At 62.4% G+C, this 15,741-nt stretch carries 16 protein-coding genes and 2 tRNA genes; 7 read left to right on the forward strand and 11 right to left on the reverse strand.

What is annotated here, in order from left to right:
* Positions 1-312, reverse strand: coding sequence for a hypothetical protein (locus QX010_RS20150; protein WP_315759174.1), 312 nt, complete (start codon positions 310-312; stop codon positions 1-3).
* A 393-nt stretch (positions 313-705) separates the two neighbouring features.
* Between QX010_RS20150 and QX010_RS20155 the strand changes: the two genes are divergently transcribed.
* Positions 706-1,011, forward strand: coding sequence for a helix-turn-helix transcriptional regulator (locus QX010_RS20155; RefSeq protein WP_315759176.1), 306 nt, complete (start codon positions 706-708; stop codon positions 1,009-1,011).
* Here the strand turns inward: QX010_RS20155 and QX010_RS20160 are convergent.
* On the reverse strand, positions 974-1,711 hold the full coding sequence (locus QX010_RS20160; RefSeq protein WP_316181428.1) for a hypothetical protein: 738 nt from the start codon (positions 1,709-1,711) through the stop codon (positions 974-976). The genes QX010_RS20155 and QX010_RS20160 overlap by 38 nt on opposite strands.
* A gap of 85 nt (positions 1,712-1,796) precedes the next feature.
* On the opposite strand from QX010_RS20160, the gene QX010_RS20165 reads away from it, so the two are divergent.
* The 3 genes from QX010_RS20165 to QX010_RS20175 all read left to right on the forward strand — a co-directional run bounded on the left by QX010_RS20165 (position 1,797) and on the right by QX010_RS20175 (position 4,099).
* The gene (locus QX010_RS20165) at positions 1,797-2,123 is read left to right on the forward strand and encodes a hypothetical protein (protein WP_316181430.1); all 327 of its coding nucleotides are present in this window, start codon (positions 1,797-1,799) and stop codon (positions 2,121-2,123) included.
* Between the two features lie 32 nt (positions 2,124-2,155).
* Positions 2,156-2,551 carry a helix-turn-helix transcriptional regulator gene (locus QX010_RS20170; RefSeq protein ID WP_315759179.1) on the forward strand — a complete coding sequence of 132 codons (396 nt, stop codon included), beginning with the start codon at positions 2,156-2,158 and terminating at the stop codon, positions 2,549-2,551.
* 252 nt (positions 2,552-2,803) lie between these two features.
* Positions 2,804-4,099 (forward strand): hypothetical protein, encoded by a 1,296-nt coding sequence (locus tag QX010_RS20175; RefSeq protein WP_316181432.1) that lies wholly within the window; start codon positions 2,804-2,806, stop codon positions 4,097-4,099.
* 9 nt (positions 4,100-4,108) lie between these two features.
* On the opposite strand, the gene QX010_RS20180 is transcribed toward QX010_RS20175, so the two are convergent.
* From QX010_RS20180 to QX010_RS20190, 3 genes are all read right to left on the reverse strand, one after another.
* Positions 4,109-4,921, reverse strand: coding sequence for a hypothetical protein (locus tag QX010_RS20180; protein WP_316181434.1), 813 nt, complete (start codon positions 4,919-4,921; stop codon positions 4,109-4,111).
* Positions 4,922-5,131: a hypothetical protein gene (locus tag QX010_RS20185; protein WP_315759182.1), complete on the reverse strand. Its 210-nt coding sequence runs from the start codon at positions 5,129-5,131 to the stop codon at positions 4,922-4,924.
* A gap of 304 nt (positions 5,132-5,435) precedes the next feature.
* A tRNA-Asp gene (locus QX010_RS20190) sits at positions 5,436-5,512 on the reverse strand.
* Between the two features lie 661 nt (positions 5,513-6,173).
* Here QX010_RS20190 and pepT point away from each other — a divergent pair.
* Positions 6,174-7,430 (forward strand): peptidase T, encoded by a 1,257-nt coding sequence (gene pepT, locus QX010_RS20195; protein WP_316181436.1) that lies wholly within the window; start codon positions 6,174-6,176, stop codon positions 7,428-7,430.
* Positions 7,431-7,448: 18 nt separating this feature from the next.
* On the opposite strand, the gene QX010_RS20200 is transcribed toward pepT, so the two are convergent.
* Positions 7,449-8,306, reverse strand: a complete 858-nt coding sequence (locus QX010_RS20200) for a class I SAM-dependent methyltransferase (RefSeq protein WP_316181439.1) — start codon at positions 8,304-8,306, stop codon at positions 7,449-7,451.
* Positions 8,307-8,501: 195 nt separating this feature from the next.
* Here QX010_RS20200 and QX010_RS20205 point away from each other — a divergent pair, with 195 nt between their 5' ends.
* Entirely contained in the window at positions 8,502-9,329 is an 828-nt protein-coding gene (locus tag QX010_RS20205) for a metallophosphoesterase (RefSeq protein WP_316181441.1), read from the forward strand.
* Here QX010_RS20205 and QX010_RS20210 read toward each other — a convergent pair.
* Positions 9,268-9,753, reverse strand: coding sequence for a cyclic nucleotide-binding domain-containing protein (locus QX010_RS20210; protein ID WP_316181443.1), 486 nt, complete (start codon positions 9,751-9,753; stop codon positions 9,268-9,270). The genes QX010_RS20205 and QX010_RS20210 overlap by 62 nt on opposite strands.
* Before the next feature lie 194 nt (positions 9,754-9,947).
* Between QX010_RS20210 and QX010_RS20215 the strand changes: the two genes are divergently transcribed.
* Positions 9,948-10,175 (forward strand): hypothetical protein, encoded by a 228-nt coding sequence (locus tag QX010_RS20215; RefSeq protein WP_315799689.1) that lies wholly within the window; start codon positions 9,948-9,950, stop codon positions 10,173-10,175.
* Between the two features lie 37 nt (positions 10,176-10,212).
* Here the strand turns inward: QX010_RS20215 and QX010_RS20220 are convergent.
* From QX010_RS20220 to QX010_RS20235, 4 genes are all read right to left on the reverse strand, one after another.
* Positions 10,213-10,289: transfer RNA gene (locus QX010_RS20220), tRNA-Val, on the reverse strand.
* A 181-nt stretch (positions 10,290-10,470) separates the two neighbouring features.
* On the reverse strand, positions 10,471-12,894 hold the full coding sequence (lon, locus tag QX010_RS20225) for an endopeptidase La (RefSeq protein WP_006611021.1): 2,424 nt from the start codon (positions 12,892-12,894) through the stop codon (positions 10,471-10,473).
* A 327-nt stretch (positions 12,895-13,221) separates the two neighbouring features.
* Complete coding sequence (gene clpX / locus QX010_RS20230) at positions 13,222-14,496, reverse strand: ATP-dependent Clp protease ATP-binding subunit ClpX (RefSeq protein WP_012044595.1); 1,275 nt, start codon at positions 14,494-14,496, stop codon at positions 13,222-13,224.
* 442 nt (positions 14,497-14,938) lie between these two features.
* Complete coding sequence (locus QX010_RS20235; RefSeq protein WP_172109612.1) at positions 14,939-15,571, reverse strand: ATP-dependent Clp protease proteolytic subunit; 633 nt, start codon at positions 15,569-15,571, stop codon at positions 14,939-14,941.
* Positions 15,572-15,741 lie beyond the last annotated feature (170 nt).

Consider the following 15,741-nt stretch of genomic DNA (forward strand, 5'->3'; position numbering starts at 1 on the left):
TCACCCTTCCCTGAGATTGCTTTCGAGCGCGGCCAGCCGCCGCGCCGTGTCGTTCTGCTGCTGACGGAGCCGCGCGATCTCGCGCACGCTGCGGACGCTCCTGGCCCAGGGCGCCTGCACGCCCTCGATCAAGGCGTCATGCACGCGGTCGCCGATGTCGGAGCGCAGCAGCCGCGCCAAAGCCTCGCCGCTCGGCGAGGTGTGGCCGCCGAGCCAACGCTCGGCCGTTGAGATGTCGCATCCGGTCCGCGCTACGATTTCGCGTGGACACTTGCGGCCGAAAATCCGCTTCAGCTCCAGCGCGACCGGCAAGAACCACCCGCATTCCTGCGGGATTCGACCCGCATCGGCGCGGTTTCGCCTTTTTGAGGCCGGCTCCAATGCTAGGCTATTGGCCATCGCGCTTCTCCTGCTCGGAGGGAGCGGGCTTGATGCCCCAGAGAGCCGGGGATGCCGCGAGGCCACGTTCTGCTAGCGCACGGGAGAAAATCAGGAACGTCGAATGGGGAAGGTTTCCTCGAGCGCGGGCGTTCGTAATCGGATTTTGGCGGCGATAGCCCGCAAGGAGCGCCGCTTTGCGGGTACCTCCCAGGGCATCGATAACTTCGGTCGCCGTCTGGAGCTGTTTGGGGGGCGAATCAAGCATGCCCTCAAAATAATACACACCACGTGTAAATTTCAAATCGTACGAACGGTTGTTATGCAATGTCGGGCATTTTGAGCATCTTCCCCAGCAAGATGGCAGACGAAATCGTTGAAATCGGCAGGCGGCTACGCCGCACACGCGAGGCCATGAAGCTCAACCAAGCGATGTTCTGTCGCTTGGTTGGCATTCAGCAGCAGGCCTGGAACAATTATGAACGGGGCACGCGACGGATCTCCCTCGACCAAGCCCTTCGTGTCTGCAAGGTTACTGGCGTCTCGCTCGATTGGATCTATCGCGGTCTCGCCGCAGGCCTTCCGGTCAACATCATCAACGGCCTGCAGGAACAGCTAGACGAAAAGAACTAATCCAACGCCGGAGGGCCTCCACACTGCGCACGAGTGGCGGGAGGGCCAGAGCGAGGCCAAAAAAGCCCGCCGTTGCAATAATTTCTTTCGCGCTTGGAAAGCTGAATCCAACGGATAAGACCGCAAGGATGTAGCTGTGCGCGATAGCAGCGCATACCGCGAAGAAGGCGCCGCAACCGGACCCAAATACCAGCGCCGTCAAAATGATGCCCGCCGAAAGAATCCATCCAGAAACGGATTCCAGCCCCGTGAGCCGGCCGAGACCAATGGCCGCCGGCACAAAGACAAATATCAGCGCGACCGTCGCCAATGCGGCCCTTCCTGCTGCTAAGGGAGGCGGCCCCCCGCGACGGCTTGCGCCAGAGGCAAAGGCTCCTGTCGCGGTAAGCGGCGCGTCCTGATCGCCCTCCCCAAACTGCACGGCCTCCATCCGGTCACGCACCAGGAAGTTCTCCAGAAGGTCTTGCGCCTGCGCAAGGGTTGCGCGCGCTTCATCAACGTTTTCAGGCAGTTGTACCGCAATCTGCATCGCAGATCGGCGCACATTGTCAGTTGTAGCAACCAACTTTTTCAGCATTTCCATATCCTCAAGCACAAATACACCTTGCGTGTAATTATCTAACCTTGTTACACACACCGTGTAATCCACAAGCAAGCGGCTTGAGATGAAAATTTTGACTACGTCGGGGCCTAATTTCATTTTTGATCGTGTCGACCTCGAACAACATCGATCACACGGGGATTGCGGGGATAGTTCGCAACAATCTAGGACTGGATTAATCAATTTGCGCTCGGCGGAATTTTTTCCTGCCGACGACCGCGCGAGTACGGCCGTCCGCGGCAAAGTTACCTTCCTGATCAACGGCCCATTGATGGGCACCGAGGCGCGGCGCCGCGCCGTACTCGAGAACATGGCCCGTGACCTCTACTCGGCGCGCGAATGTCGCGACGCAGGAGATTCACGGCGGCTGTTGCTGGCGAAAGGGCACAACCTCATCGACGTCCTTGTGCTGCACGCAGAGGCGATCGCTCTCGCGAGCACATGTCTTGCCAACCCGCACGCCGAGGTCACGGCGACCGACGTGGAGCAAGCCAGCACGCGCGGACGATAAGTCAATCCCACCCACCACATCGAGAGACAGCGATGCCGAAAAGCGCCTCCATCAAGAAGCCACGCTCAACAACCGAGACTGATGCGAAGATCGGCAGGCGCATTCGCATGCGCCGCCTCGAACTCGGCATGAGCCAGACCGATCTGGCGAACGCCGTCGGCGTCACGTTTCAGCAGATCCAGAAGTACGAGAAGGGCACCAACGGCATCCGCGGATCGCGGCTCGCCGCCATCGCCGCCGCGCTGCAGGTCGATCTTCCCTTCCTGTTCGCGGCCAAGGACGCCGCGCCGGACGATACCGTCGTCGACAAGTTCATCACCTCGCCGGAAGGCGTGCGCGTCGCCAAGGCGTTTGCTCAGATCCCCGAGAGCATCTGTTTGACGATCGTCAAGCTCGCGGAGTCGCTGGCGCAGGAACTCGTTCGATGAGGCGACGCTCTTTCGTCGCAGCCCAAGGCTGAGGTCGATGTCATCCACCCCCTACACTCAGCGTGCCATCGAGCGGGCCATCCGGGCTGCTCAGGCCTGTGGCTTACGCGTAGTGGGAGTTCGGACGGATGGAACGATCCTGACGGAAGGGCCGGAGGCGTTCACGGCTACACCGCCACACTTGACGGTAGTGGCCAAGCCCCGTGATGCTCGGGTGAAGTTGGGCGTCGGGTAAGCGCCTAGGCCGGATGCTTGATTGAGGGTGTGCCGGTGGGCAGGGATAGGATTCGGTATTTCCTTTACCTCAACGGCCGCTGGCGCTGGCGGCCGACCGCAGCCATGCGCAGGCTGGGGTTTGGCCTTGTGACCATGAGCCGCGGCGGCCCAGGTCGAGACGCTGAGGGCAACCCCGAGGCCAGCCTGGAGGACCGCCAGCGCGCGATCGAGCTCAATGCCGCCTGGGACCGCACGCGACGCGGAGAGGCGCCGGCGCCCGTCAGAGCCACGCTCACGACCTATCCCGAAGGCAGCGTAGGCGACGGCTACCAGCGCGCCATGGCGCTGCGGAAGGCCGAGCGGCTGAAAAAGGGCATCATCTGGACCAGCGAGCAGGAGAGCCGCGACGACTGGCCACGGGCTTGGAAATGGCTGGGACCGGCCTTCGGGGACTGCGACCCCAGGACCATCATTCCCGAGCACTTCCTGAGGATCGATCCCAGGACCGCCAAGGCAGCGGGGCTGGTCCCGGACATCGAGCGCGCCGTGTCTACAACCGAGCGACATCGTGCAGTCAAAGTCTGGCGCGCGCTGTGGAAGCGGATGGCCGCGATGCGCTATTGCGATCCGGGTGCCGATCCGTCGCTATCCTTTTCCAACACGGCACCGAATCCGCGTGATGCAATCTGGCATCGGCGCGAGGTGTTGATCGGCGTCCAGCGAGCCTGGCGCATGGGCTATTTCGGCCTAGCCGCCTGCATGGCGACCGCCTGGGATTCCATGTTGTCCCCCGTCGACGTGCGCCGAATCACGCCGGCCCAGGTGCGCAGTGACGTCGGAGGCGTCTGGTTTGCCCTGCCGCGCGCCAAGACCGGCAAGGCCGCCGCCGCAACGCTTTCGCCCTGGTCGGAGGCCGTTCTGCGCGCCTACCTCGCCAAGCTCGGCGAAGGCGTCGAACTCGCTCCCAACTCCCCGATCTTCAGGAACAGGTCCGGCGCGCCCTACTCCAAGGACACGCTCGGCGACGACTTCCGTAGCGTACGAGCGGCCCTCGATCCGGCCGACATGCGCCAGCTAGCCGACATGCGCCGATCAGGCGCCGTCGAGGGCGACGCCGGAGGCGGCTCGATCGCCGACCAGTCGAACAAGATGGCGAATACGGTCGGAGCCAACAACCGGCTGCGGAAGACCTACAACCCCACCAACATCGCCAGCGTGCGCCGCTTCGATGAAGCGCGGGCGATCGGGGCGAAGTTACTCCAGGAAAAGAGCGGCCGACCTAGCAAGAGGCTTTCTCTACCTGATCTTCTTCGACGCCAGCGCGAAAAATGATTCAACGAATCAGGGCGATGACGCCCCCGCGCTCTTCTGGGGCTCTGCGGCTTCGATTTGAGTCAACTTTCTCTTCAATCGGCTCAGCGAGCCAGCCAATTGATGCTTCCTCCAGCGCTCATCGAGACGCGTGTCGGTAAGATACTTTTCGAATATCCAAAGTGGGTCAATTCCATATTTCAAATGGGCCGTCGTTCCGTAGCACCTCTTCAGCGTCACGTATCCTAGCGTATGAAGAGTGTCCTGCGCTTCTTTCAACCACCCCATCGAGAGAAAATCGTCGATTAGAGCATCAAGGACCAGAATCGATGCTTTGGCGGTACTGATGGAATGAACGTCACTTCTTTTGAGATCGTTGATGTTCGAAAGTCGACTTCGAAAGCAGTCGAGGGGATGAAGCAACGCGATTGTCAGAGAGGCACCGTTGTCGGTACGAGGACCGGTAAGCGTAATGACATTGTTCTCCAACCGCGCGTGATCGACGCCCATTATTGAATGGAGAAAGTCCACGCGAATTTTTCGCTCACCGACAAACCCGATAACTTGTGCCGAGTTGGGCCCATGATCATCTGCATCGGGGAAATAAATCTTCGCGCTTCCAAGCTTTGCGGCGAAGTCTTCCGCTGTCCTGCGGGTCCCATAAAAGTCGACGTCCTCACTGGACATCGTATATATTTTCGCAATTTCTGGATTGTATTCGGAGTAATGCCGCGCCCAAAGAGCCATTGATTGGCCCCCGACAACAACGGCATTCGACTCCTTCACGAGCTCCAGTACCTGAGCAACCTCTTCTTCGGATAAATGGTCGGGATTCTCGTTCACTCAACGCGCATGAGCAGGTCGGCGACCGATAGAGCTGATGGTGAACTTACGAAGATTTAGCGCGTGAAAGAAATCATTCTTTATCGCGATCGCCTGCTCAGTAGCGTAACCTTGTTCGATGTAAAACTGGTCGAATTCACGCGAGAGATGCTTCTCGATCCGACGATCAAGAGCTTTCATGGATTCGACGCTGAATTTTGATGATGACATCGGAACCCTCGATCTCCGTTGCGGCTGACCGTAGCTACCAACATGGGAGCGGTCAATATGATCCCAAGCCCCCCAACAAATGATGAACGAAATTTCATGTTATTTTTCAATACATTAACAAAATGCATTGCCGCAATGCTACGAAGATATGAGAATCCGCCTGGTTGGCGAAGCTTTCAAGTCACACAAGCGTCGTTGCTGAAGCTCACGAAAGTGAACAGAACGCAAGCAGCCCAGAAGTGTCACAGCCATGGCCCTTGTGACACTTTGACTGAATTCGCTGTGGGGTAAGCCATTGAAACAATGGCGCGAGAGACGGGGCTCGAACCCGCGACCTCCGGCGTGACAGGCCGGCGCTCTAACCAACTGAGCTACTCCCGCGTGATCGCGAAATCCGCGGAGGAGTGCGACTTAAAGGGGCGATGTTTCGAAGTCAAGGACAATGAACCGAGAGCTGTGCGAAGTCATTGATGAGGGGTCCATGCAGCACGCCCGGTCTCCTTGTCTGGGCCGAGCAGCCGACGTCAATCGCTGCACGATGATGGGCCATCCCACGTCTCTCCCTCCGGACCTCGGCACCCCTGCCCCGCGGCCGTGGCGGTCGCTTCGCGAAGACGTCGCAGGCCGGATATGGCAAAATGGGCGCCAAGTCCGACCAGGCATACTTTCGACCGGGCATATTGAAATTTCCGGCCGCCGTCCCGGTCGAGGCGCACGGGCTGACCAGGAAGCGAGTGAGAGGAGATTCCTCGCGGACGCCGCCCACGAATCGCCCGGCACCTGTGCGAGCAAGCTGAGCTTCGAATCGCCGGAGGCGGTATCCTGCAGATGGAGCTCAATCCTGCCGTCGGCGAAGCGGTGCTGATCAACGCCGGCCGCGAAACGTCGTATTCCGCAGCACGGGAGCTGGCGGACGTTCTTTGATCAGAGCTGAAACCATTGATAACCTGCCGCTCCTGGTATCTGGCATGCAATAACTGATATATTAGTATACTGATACCTCCGGCAACCTCTCTCTCTCTCTCTCTCTCTCGTGGTGCCCATGTCCGACCCGCTTCGCAGCTATACCCACTCCGTCACCGAGCGCCTGCTCCGCTACGCCGTGATCGACACCCAGTCGGACCCGACGTCGCCGACCTGTCCTTCGACGCTCAAGCAGAAAAATCTTGGCCGGATGCTCGCAGCCGAGCTGCAGGCGATGGGGCTTTCGGACGCCCATCTGGACGACAACGGCTACGTCTACGCGACCATCCCCGCCACCACCGACAAGGCCGTGCCGGTGATCTGCTTCTGCTCGCATATGGACACGTCGCCCGACTGCTCCGGGGCCAACGTGAAGCCGCAGATCGTGCGCAACTACCAGGGCGGCGACATCGTGCTGCCGGCGGACCCGAGCCAGATCATCCGCGCGGCAGAGCATCCTGCATTGAAGGACCAGATCGGCAGCGACATCGTCACCACCGACGGCACGACCCTGCTGGGCGCCGACAACAAGGCCGGCATCGCCGAGATCATGGACGCGGCGCAATTCCTGATCAGCAATCCACAGATCAAGCACGGCACCATCAAGATCCTGTTCACGCCGGACGAGGAGATCGGCCGCGGCGTCGACAGGGTCGACCTGAAGAAGCTGGGCGCCGATTTCGGCTATACGATGGATGGCGAGACCGCCGGCAACATCGAGGACGAGACCTTCTCCGCCGACGGCGCCACCATCCTCATCAACGGCGTCAGCGCCCATCCCGGCTTTGCCAAGGGCAAGATGGAGCATGCGATCAAGATCGCGTCCGCAATCGTCGATCGGCTCCCGAAGGATGGCTGCTCGCCGGAGACGACGGAGGGCAAGGAAGGCTTCCTGCATCCGGTCGGGATCTCCGGCGCGCTCGAACAGGCGCGGCTCGACTTCATCGTGCGCGATTTCAGCGAGCAGGGCCTGCGGCAGAAGGAAGCGCTGCTCGAGGACATCGTCAGGGATGTCCTGAAGGACTATCCGCGCTCGACCTATCGGATGGAGGTCCGGCAGCAATACCGCAACATGAAGGAGGTCATCGACCGGCATCCGGAGATCGTGACCTATGCCGAGGAGGCGATCCGCCGCGCCGGACTGACGCCTGTCCGGACATCGATCCGCGGCGGCACCGACGGTTCGCGGCTGTCGTTCATGGGCCTGCCCTGCCCCAACATCTTCGCCGGCGAGCATGCCTTCCACTCGCGTCTCGAATGGGTCAGCGTCAAGGACATGGAGAAGGCGGCGCAGACCATCGTCCATCTGGCGATGATCTGGGAAGAGCGATCCTGAGTGCCGTCCGGTGCCGCGTCAGGCGCGGGCCGTCACCAGCCAGATCGAGCCCGACAGCGTGACGCTGCCGCCGTCCTGATGCTGAGCGAGCAGCTCGCGCACCGAGAGCCGCGCCGCATCGCGCGTCTCCGCCGGGTGCCCCTCCAGCGCGCGGCTGGCGGGACCGATCTCGAAGGCCGATTGCACCGCAGCGTCCAGCCCCTGCCCGCGCGCGATGTCGAACGACAGCGCGTGCGCCTGCAGCGCGACGTCGGTGAAGCCAGCTTCGCCGAGGATCCGCGTCACCCGCGCCTCGGATGCGAACGCGAACGGGCCCGGATCCTCCGGCGCCATCTCCGGCAGCTTCGGGACGTGACGATAGACCGCCTGCAGCGGCGCGATCATCCACGGATTGGCCTTCGGCTCGCGCCAGCAGGCGAACACGACCCGGCCGCCCGGCTTCAGCGCGCGGCGGATGTTGGCGAACGACGCCACCGGATCGGCAAAGAACATCACCCCGAACCGCGACACCAGCAGATCAAAGCTCGCCGGCGCGAACGGATGCACGGTGGCGTCGGCCAGCACGAACTCGGTAGCAGGTCCTGCCGGCGCCACGGCGCGCGCCCGCGCCAGCATCGGGGCGGAAATGTCGACGCCGAGCACATGCCCGCCCGGCGCGACCTGTCGGGCCAGCGCGATCGACAGGCCGCCGCAGCCACAGCCGATGTCGAGCACACGATCTCCCGGCTTGGCCGCGATGCGGTCGATCAGGATCTGCGACACCGGCGCGAGCAGGACGTCCTGCGCCTCCTGGCGATCGGACCAGCGCTGGCCGCCCGGGCCGTTCCAATAGGCGATCTGGTCGGCGTTGCGGTCGTCCCCTGCCGGCAATTGCATGATGTGCCCTGTCTGATCGAGGTCATTGCGAGAGCCGGCATCGCCGCATGCAGCCGCCCGTCCTGTCAAGGCACGAGGCCGCGATGCGCCCGACGAAGAACGTCGGCCGGTTCCTCGAAATATGATGGCGGGACTGTATCTGGTCTCGCTGTCTCTGGTCTCGCTCTTGCTTCGATCCTGCGCGTCAGGAGTCCCATGCGCTGTCTCATCGTTGCCGATCTTCACTACACGCTGCCGCAGTTCGACTGGCTGGTGGCGGCTGCCGATCATTTCGACGCAGTGGTTTTCGCCGGCGATGCGCTCGATCTCGCCTCGATCGTCGACATCCGCGCCCAGATCGTGGTCGTGAAGACCTATCTCGCGCTCCTGGCGGCCAAGACACGGGTCATGATCTGCTCCGGCAATCATGACCTGGAGGAGCGCAGCCCCGAGGGCGAGAAGATCGCGGCCTGGATCGGAACGGTCCGGGAGCTCGGCATCGCGGCCGACGGCGATAACCTCCTGATCGGCGACATCATGTTCTCGATCTGCCCGTGGTGGGACGGTCCCCTCGTCAAGGCCGCCATCGCGCGCCAGCTCGGTGCCGCCGCGACGCGCAACGCGGCCCGCTGGATCTGGGTGCATCATGCGCCGCCGGCCAACTCGCCGGTGAGCTGGGGCGGCAAGCGCTTCTTCGGCGATACCGAGCTCGAAGGCTTCATCGCGCGCCATCGGCCAACGATGGTGATCTCCGGCCACGTCCACCAGTCGCCCTTCATCACGAACGGATCCTGGTTCGATCGCGTCGGTGAGACCTGGGTCTTCAACACCGGACGGCAGCCCGGGCGCCCGCCGACCTACATGGTGCTCGACACCGATGCCCAGCGCGCGTTCTGGCTGTCGGCGGGGCAGGCCGAATGGATCGACCTCGCCGGACGGCTGGAGCGCCCGGCCCAGCCGGTGACAGCGGCGCCCGACTGGCTCAGAGCCGTGGATCGGATTCCAGATCCGTTCCTGGCGAGACCTGCTGCGGCGGCAGGTTGACCATGCTCTGCAGGACGTCGCCGACCATCGCGAGGTGCGTGCCATGGCCGGCATATTGCCGCTTGAGGTCGGCCAGATAGGTATTGGCGACATTGAGCCGCTGCGCCAGCATGCGCGCGATCGCCAGCGTCGCCTCGGGATTCTCGGTCAGGAAGCGCGGCGCATTGGGGATCTCATAGATCCGGCACTCGGCAAGCGCCCGCACGGTCGCCGTGTGCGGCTGCTCCAGCAGCAGCGACATCTCGCCGAACAGCGCACCCGGCTCGGAGACGACGGCCACCGTGGCCCCGGCCTTGACGACCTCCAGCCGCCCGTCCAGCAGGATGTAGAGATGCCCGGTGCTGTGGCCCTCCTCCAGCAGGTCGGAGCCAGCCGCGATGATGCGTTCGTGTCCGCCTGTGCAGTGACGCAGGAAGTCGGTCATCGTTTCGTCCGCGATGTTTCACCCCGCGCGAAGCTAGCCGAAGAAGAGCTGGTCACCACGCGAAATCGTTCTGACACTTCGTAGTGGCCGCCGAAAAGGATTCTAAACCCTGTCCCACGGCGACGTCCCGCAGCACCTACGCTTCACCACGAGGCTGCGGTATAGCCATCCTGCTACCTCTGACAGAGGTTCAAATGGGGGAATGGGTCGTCATGCAACAATGGGTCGTGGAGCTGATCGTCTCCTGGCTTCCCTTCATCTTCCTGATCGGGGTTTGGTTCTTGCTCAGCCGTCGCGGCGGATTGGGTCCCAGCGCGAAGGTGGTTCAGCTCTACGAGCAGCAGATCGATGAAACCAGACGTACGAACACGCTTCTGGAAAGGATCGCGGTCAGCCTGGAAAAACAGCGCCTGCCGCAATAGCCACCGCAATTCGAGCGTGCCTGCCGGCAGATCCGAGTGGTAGGCGGCGAGAGATTCGAACTCCCGACCCTCTCGGTGTAAACGAGATGCTCTAACCAGCTGAGCTAGCCGCCCTCACGTCGCGCTTCTTTACCCCCTGCCCGATCCGCAATCAACGCCGGAACCACGCAGCGGCAGCGAGAAACCGCCGCAGCGGGAACGGTGGGGCAGACTCCGCACGCTCGAAGTCAGTGGCTCGATCCCGCAAACGAAAACGGCGCCCCTTCGGGCGCCGTTTCCTTGTTCTGTTCGGTCGTCAGTGGGCGGTCAGGCCGCCGGCGGCTTCGTCGCCATCGGCCTTCACGGGCACCTTGGTGTCCTCTTCCCAGACGATCGGCACCGGCTTGCGGACCAGGGCCCGGGCGACGACGTCGTCCAGACGGGCGACCGGGATGATCTCCATGCCGCCCTTGATCGCATCGGAAATCTCCGTGAGATCCTTGGCGTTGTCCTCGGGGATCAGCACCGTCTTGATGCCGCCGCGGGCCGCAGCCAACAGCTTCTCCTTCAGACCGCCGATCGGCAGCACACGACCACGCAGGGTGATCTCGCCGGTCATCGCGACGTCGTGACGGACCGGGATGCCGGTCATCACCGAGATGATGGTCGTCGCCATCGCGACGCCCGCCGACGGTCCGTCCTTCGGGGTTGCTCCCTCCGGCACGTGGACGTGGATGTCACGCCGGTCGAACAGCGGCGGCTCGATGCCGTAGTTGATCGCCCTCGAGCGGACGAACGAGGCCGCCGCCGAGATCGACTCCTTCATGACGTCGCGCAAATTGCCCGTCACCGTCATCTTGCCCTTGCCGGGCATCATGACGCCTTCGATCGTCAGCAGCTCGCCACCGACATCGGTCCAGGCCAAGCCCGTCACGATGCCGACCTGATCGTCGCTCTCGATCTCGCCGAAGCGGTACTTCGGAACACCCAAGAATTCCTCGACGGTCTTCTCGGTGATCTTCACCGACTTCTTCTTGGACATCATGAGCTCCTTCACGGCCTTGCGGGCCAGTGTGGAAATCTCACGCTCCAGATTACGCACGCCCGCTTCGCGGGTGTAGCGCCGGATCACGAGCAGCAACGCGTCATCGTCGATCGACCACTCCTTCGAGTCCAGGCCGTGCTTCGAGATCGCGCTGGGGATCAGGTGCTTGCGGGCGATCTCGAGCTTTTCGGTCTCGGTGTAGCCCGCGATGCGGATGATCTCCATGCGGTCCATCAGCGGTCCGGGAATATTCAGCGTATTCGCGGTCGTGATGAACATCACGTTCGACAGGTCGTAGTCGACCTCCAGATAGTGATCGTTGAACGTCGTGTTCTGCTCGGGGTCCAGGACCTCCAGCAGCGCCGACGAGGGATCACCCCGGAAGTCCGAGCCCATCTTGTCGATCTCGTCCAGCAGGAAGAGCGGATTCGAGGTCTTGGCCTTGCGCATCGACTGGATGATCTTGCCGGGCATCGAGCCGATATAGGTCCGGCGATGACCGCGGATCTCCGCCTCGTCGCGCACGCCGCCCAGCGACACGCGAACGAACTCGCGCCCCGTGGCCTTCGCGATCGACTTGCCGAGCGAGGTCTTGCCGACGCCGGGAGGTCCGACCAGGCACAGGATCGGGCCGGTCAGCTTGTTGGCGCGCGACTGCACCGCCAGGTACTCGACGATGCGGTCCTTGACCTTCTCCAGCCCATAGTGATCCGCATCCAGAACCGCCTGAGCGGCCTCCAGATCCTTCTTCACCTTGGACTTCTTGTTCCACGGGATCGACAGCAGCCAATCCAGGTAGTTGCGCACGACGGTCGCTTCCGCGGACATCGGCGACATCTGGCGCAGCTTCTTCAGCTCGTGCTGGGCCTTCTCGCGCGCTTCCTTGGAGAGCTTGGTCTTGTTGATGCGCTCTTCCAGATCGGCGAGCTCGTCACGGCCGTCCTCGTCGCCCAGCTCCTTCTGAATGGCCTTCATCTGCTCATTCAGGTAGTACTCGCGCTGGGTCTTCTCCATCTGGCGCTTCACACGCGAGCGGATGCGCTTCTCGACCTGCAGCACCGAGATCTCGCTCTCCATCAGGCCCAGCACCTTCTCCAGGCGCGTGGTGACGGACAGCGTCTCCAGGATGCCCTGGCGATCCGCGATCTTGACGGCGAGATGCGAGGCGACGGTGTCGGCCAGCTTGCCGAAATCGGTGATCGACTGAACGACGCCGACGACCTCGGCCGAGATCTTCTTGTTCAGCTTCACATAGCTCTCGAAGTCCGACACGACGGAGCGGCCCAGCGCTTCGGCCTCGACCGACTTGGCGTCGGTGTCCTCGAGCGCAACGGCAGTGGCTTCGTAGTAGTCGGCGCGATCGGTGTACTTCTCGACGCGCGCGCGCTCCAGTCCTTCGACCAGCACCTTCACGGTGCCGTCGGGCAGCTTCAGGAGTTGCAGCACGCTGGCGAGCGTCCCGGTCTCGTAGATCGCATCCGGAGCTGGATCGTCGTCGGACGCGTTCTTCTGCGTCGCCAGCATCACCAGCGCGTCGTTCTTCATCACCTCTTCGAGGGCGCGGATGGATTTCTCGCGGCCGACGAACAGCGGAACGATGTTGTGCGGGAAGACGACGATGTCGCGGAGCGGCAGAACCGGATAGGCGTGGCTCTCGCCGTAAACGATGGTCGGCCGGGGTTTGGGGGTCGTCATGGCCTGTTCCTTTTGTTTAGCCCCCTTGCACGCAGTCCGCCATCGTGCGCAACCGCCACAAGGTGCGATCTGATCCGGACTTCACTGACGCGTCGATATCGCCCGCTTGTTTCGGATCGTTGTTGAGGCGAATCCCGGGATTGAGATTTGTATCGCCACGCGACATTAGGTGGCTATCGACCCGGGGGGTGTCAAGTATCGGTAAACACCCGCCAAAAATGGCTTTACGCGGCGGGACTCTGAAACGCTGCGATGCCGCGGACATGATGTCCGCGGCGATCGCCGATCTAATAAATCGAGGTCTTCTGTCTCTCGTACCAGCGCGCCTCACGCGCTGGCGCTGCTTTCCACCGCGCGATCGGACCGATCGGCGTAGATGTAGAGCGGACGGGCGGTGCCCTCGACCACTTCGCGCGAGATGACCACTTCCTCGACGCCCTCGAGACCCGGCAGGTCGAACATCGTCTCGAGCAGGATGCTCTCGAGGATCGACCGCAGACCACGCGCGCCGGTCTTGCGCTCGATGGCCTTGCGCGCCACCGCGCCCAGCGCCTCGTCGGCGAAGGTGAGCTCGATGTTCTCCATCTCGAACAGCCGCTGATACTGCTTCACCAGCGCGTTCTTGGGCTCGGTCAGGATCTTCTTGAGCGAGTTCTCGTCGAGGTCCTCGAGCGTCGCAACGACCGGCAGACGGCCGACGAACTCGGGGATCAGGCCGTACTTCAGGAGATCCTCAGGCTCGACGTGACGGAAGATCTCGCCGGTGCGGCGGTCTTCCGGCGCCAGAACCTGGGCGGCGAAGCCGATCGAGGTCGACCGGCCGCGCGCCGAGATGATCTTCTCGAGACCGGAAAACGCACCACCGCAGATGAACAGGATGTTGGTGGTGTCGACCTGCAGGAACTCCTGCTGCGGATGCTTGCGGCCGCCCTGCGGCGGAACCGACGCAACCGTGCCCTCCATGATCTTCAGCAGCGCCTGCTGGACTCCCTCGCCCGACACGTCGCGGGTGATCGAGGGATTGTCCGACTTGCGACTGATCTTGTCGATCTCGTCGATGTAGACAATGCCACGCTGCGCGCGCTCGACATTGTAGTCGGCCGCCTGCAAGAGCTTCAGGATGATGTTCTCGACGTCCTCACCGACATAGCCGGCCTCGGTCAGGGTCGTCGCATCCGCCATCGTGAACGGCACGTCCAGGATGCGGGCGAGCGTCTGCGCGAGCAGCGTCTTGCCCGATCCGGTCGGACCGATCAGCAGGATGTTCGACTTCGCGAGCTCGACGTCGGAGTGCTTGGTCTGGTGATTCAGCCGCTTGTAGTGGTTGTGGACGGCGACCGAGAGCACCTTCTTCGCGTGGTTCTGGCCGATGACGTAATCGTCCAGGACCTTGCAGATCTCCTTCGGGGTCGGAATCCCGTCGCGCGACTTGACCAGCGAGGACTTGTTCTCCTCGCGGATGATGTCCATGCAGAGTTCGACGCACTCGTCGCAGATGAAGACGGTTGGACCTGCGATCAGTTTGCGGACTTCGTGCTGGCTCTTGCCGCAGAACGAGCAATATAGCGTGTTCTTCGAGTCGCTCGTGCCGACCTTACTCATTCCTGTCTCCGTCCGCGGTTCGCTCTTGTCCGCTCGTTCGTTCCGATCCGGCACGGGCCGGACCAGACTGGTGAAAGAGCAAATTTCGTACCAAAATTAACACCTTGTTCTTCACCTGTCGTGCGCCCACGACCTACGCGAATCCCCCACGATCCATAACTGGACACTCTAGCCAATCATGCTGTCATCCGACTATCAAGAATTCGCTAATCGGAGCACAGACCCTAGACCGTGACATTACCGTGATTTTGGGGCTTGACACGGTAAGAGCACGCGAAATCAGCGGAGCGTTGCGTGTTTGCCACGCCTATTTGCCGGCCGCACGGCAAGGTTGCGACCCTTTTGGGACCCCACCTCAGTACCTTTGCCGGCCCGGGCCGACAAAGGTGATGCTGTGCGCTCCGAGGCGGGTCAAACGAACCCCGCCTCGTTTACGGAGGGCTCACTTGCCCATCGCCGCCGGATCTTCCGGCCGCTTGTCGAGAACCTTGTCGATCAGGCCGAACTCCTGGGCGGCTTCCGCCGTGAGGAATTTGTCGCGCTCCAGGGCGTCCTCGATCGCCTTGTAAGGCTGGCCGGTGTGCTTGACGTAGATCTCGTTGAGCCGCTTCTTCAGGTTCAGGATCTCCTGGGCGTGCAGCATGATATCGGTCGCCTGGCCCTGGAACCCGCCGGACGGCTGATGCACCATGATGCGCGAGTTCGGCAGCGAGAAGCGCATGTCCTTGTGGCCGGCACAGAGCAGCAACGAGCCCATCGAGGCCGCCTGGCCGGTGCACAGCGTCGACACCGCCGGACGGATGAATTGCATCGTGTCGTAGATCGCGAGGCCCGACGTCACCACGCCACCGGGCGAGTTGATGTACATCGCGATTTCCTTCTTCGGGTTCTCGGCCTCGAGGAACAGCAGCTGCGCGACGATCAGGGTCGCCATGCCGTCCTCGACCGGACCGGTCACGAAGATGATGCGCTCCTTCAGGAGGCGCGAGAAGATGTCGTAGGCGCGCTCACCGCGGTTGGTCTGTTCGACCACCATGGGCACAAGGTTCATATAGGTTTCGACGGGATCGCGCATGAATCACCCAAGGGTTGGACCAGCAGTTGAGACGACCGGCCGCCGCAGGTGAGGCTCATTCAACGAGCAGCGACGGACAGGTGTCCCGTGATGCAGAACTTCAAGACCGAGCCCACAGATATGGACCAATTTGCCGGTGACAAGACCGGGCCCCTGGCCAGCCGCGAGCG

Origin of the sequence: Bradyrhizobium sp. SZCCHNRI1009, from assembly GCF_032487575.1 — a bacterium.
Taxonomy (GTDB): Bacteria; Pseudomonadota; Alphaproteobacteria; order Rhizobiales; family Xanthobacteraceae; genus Bradyrhizobium.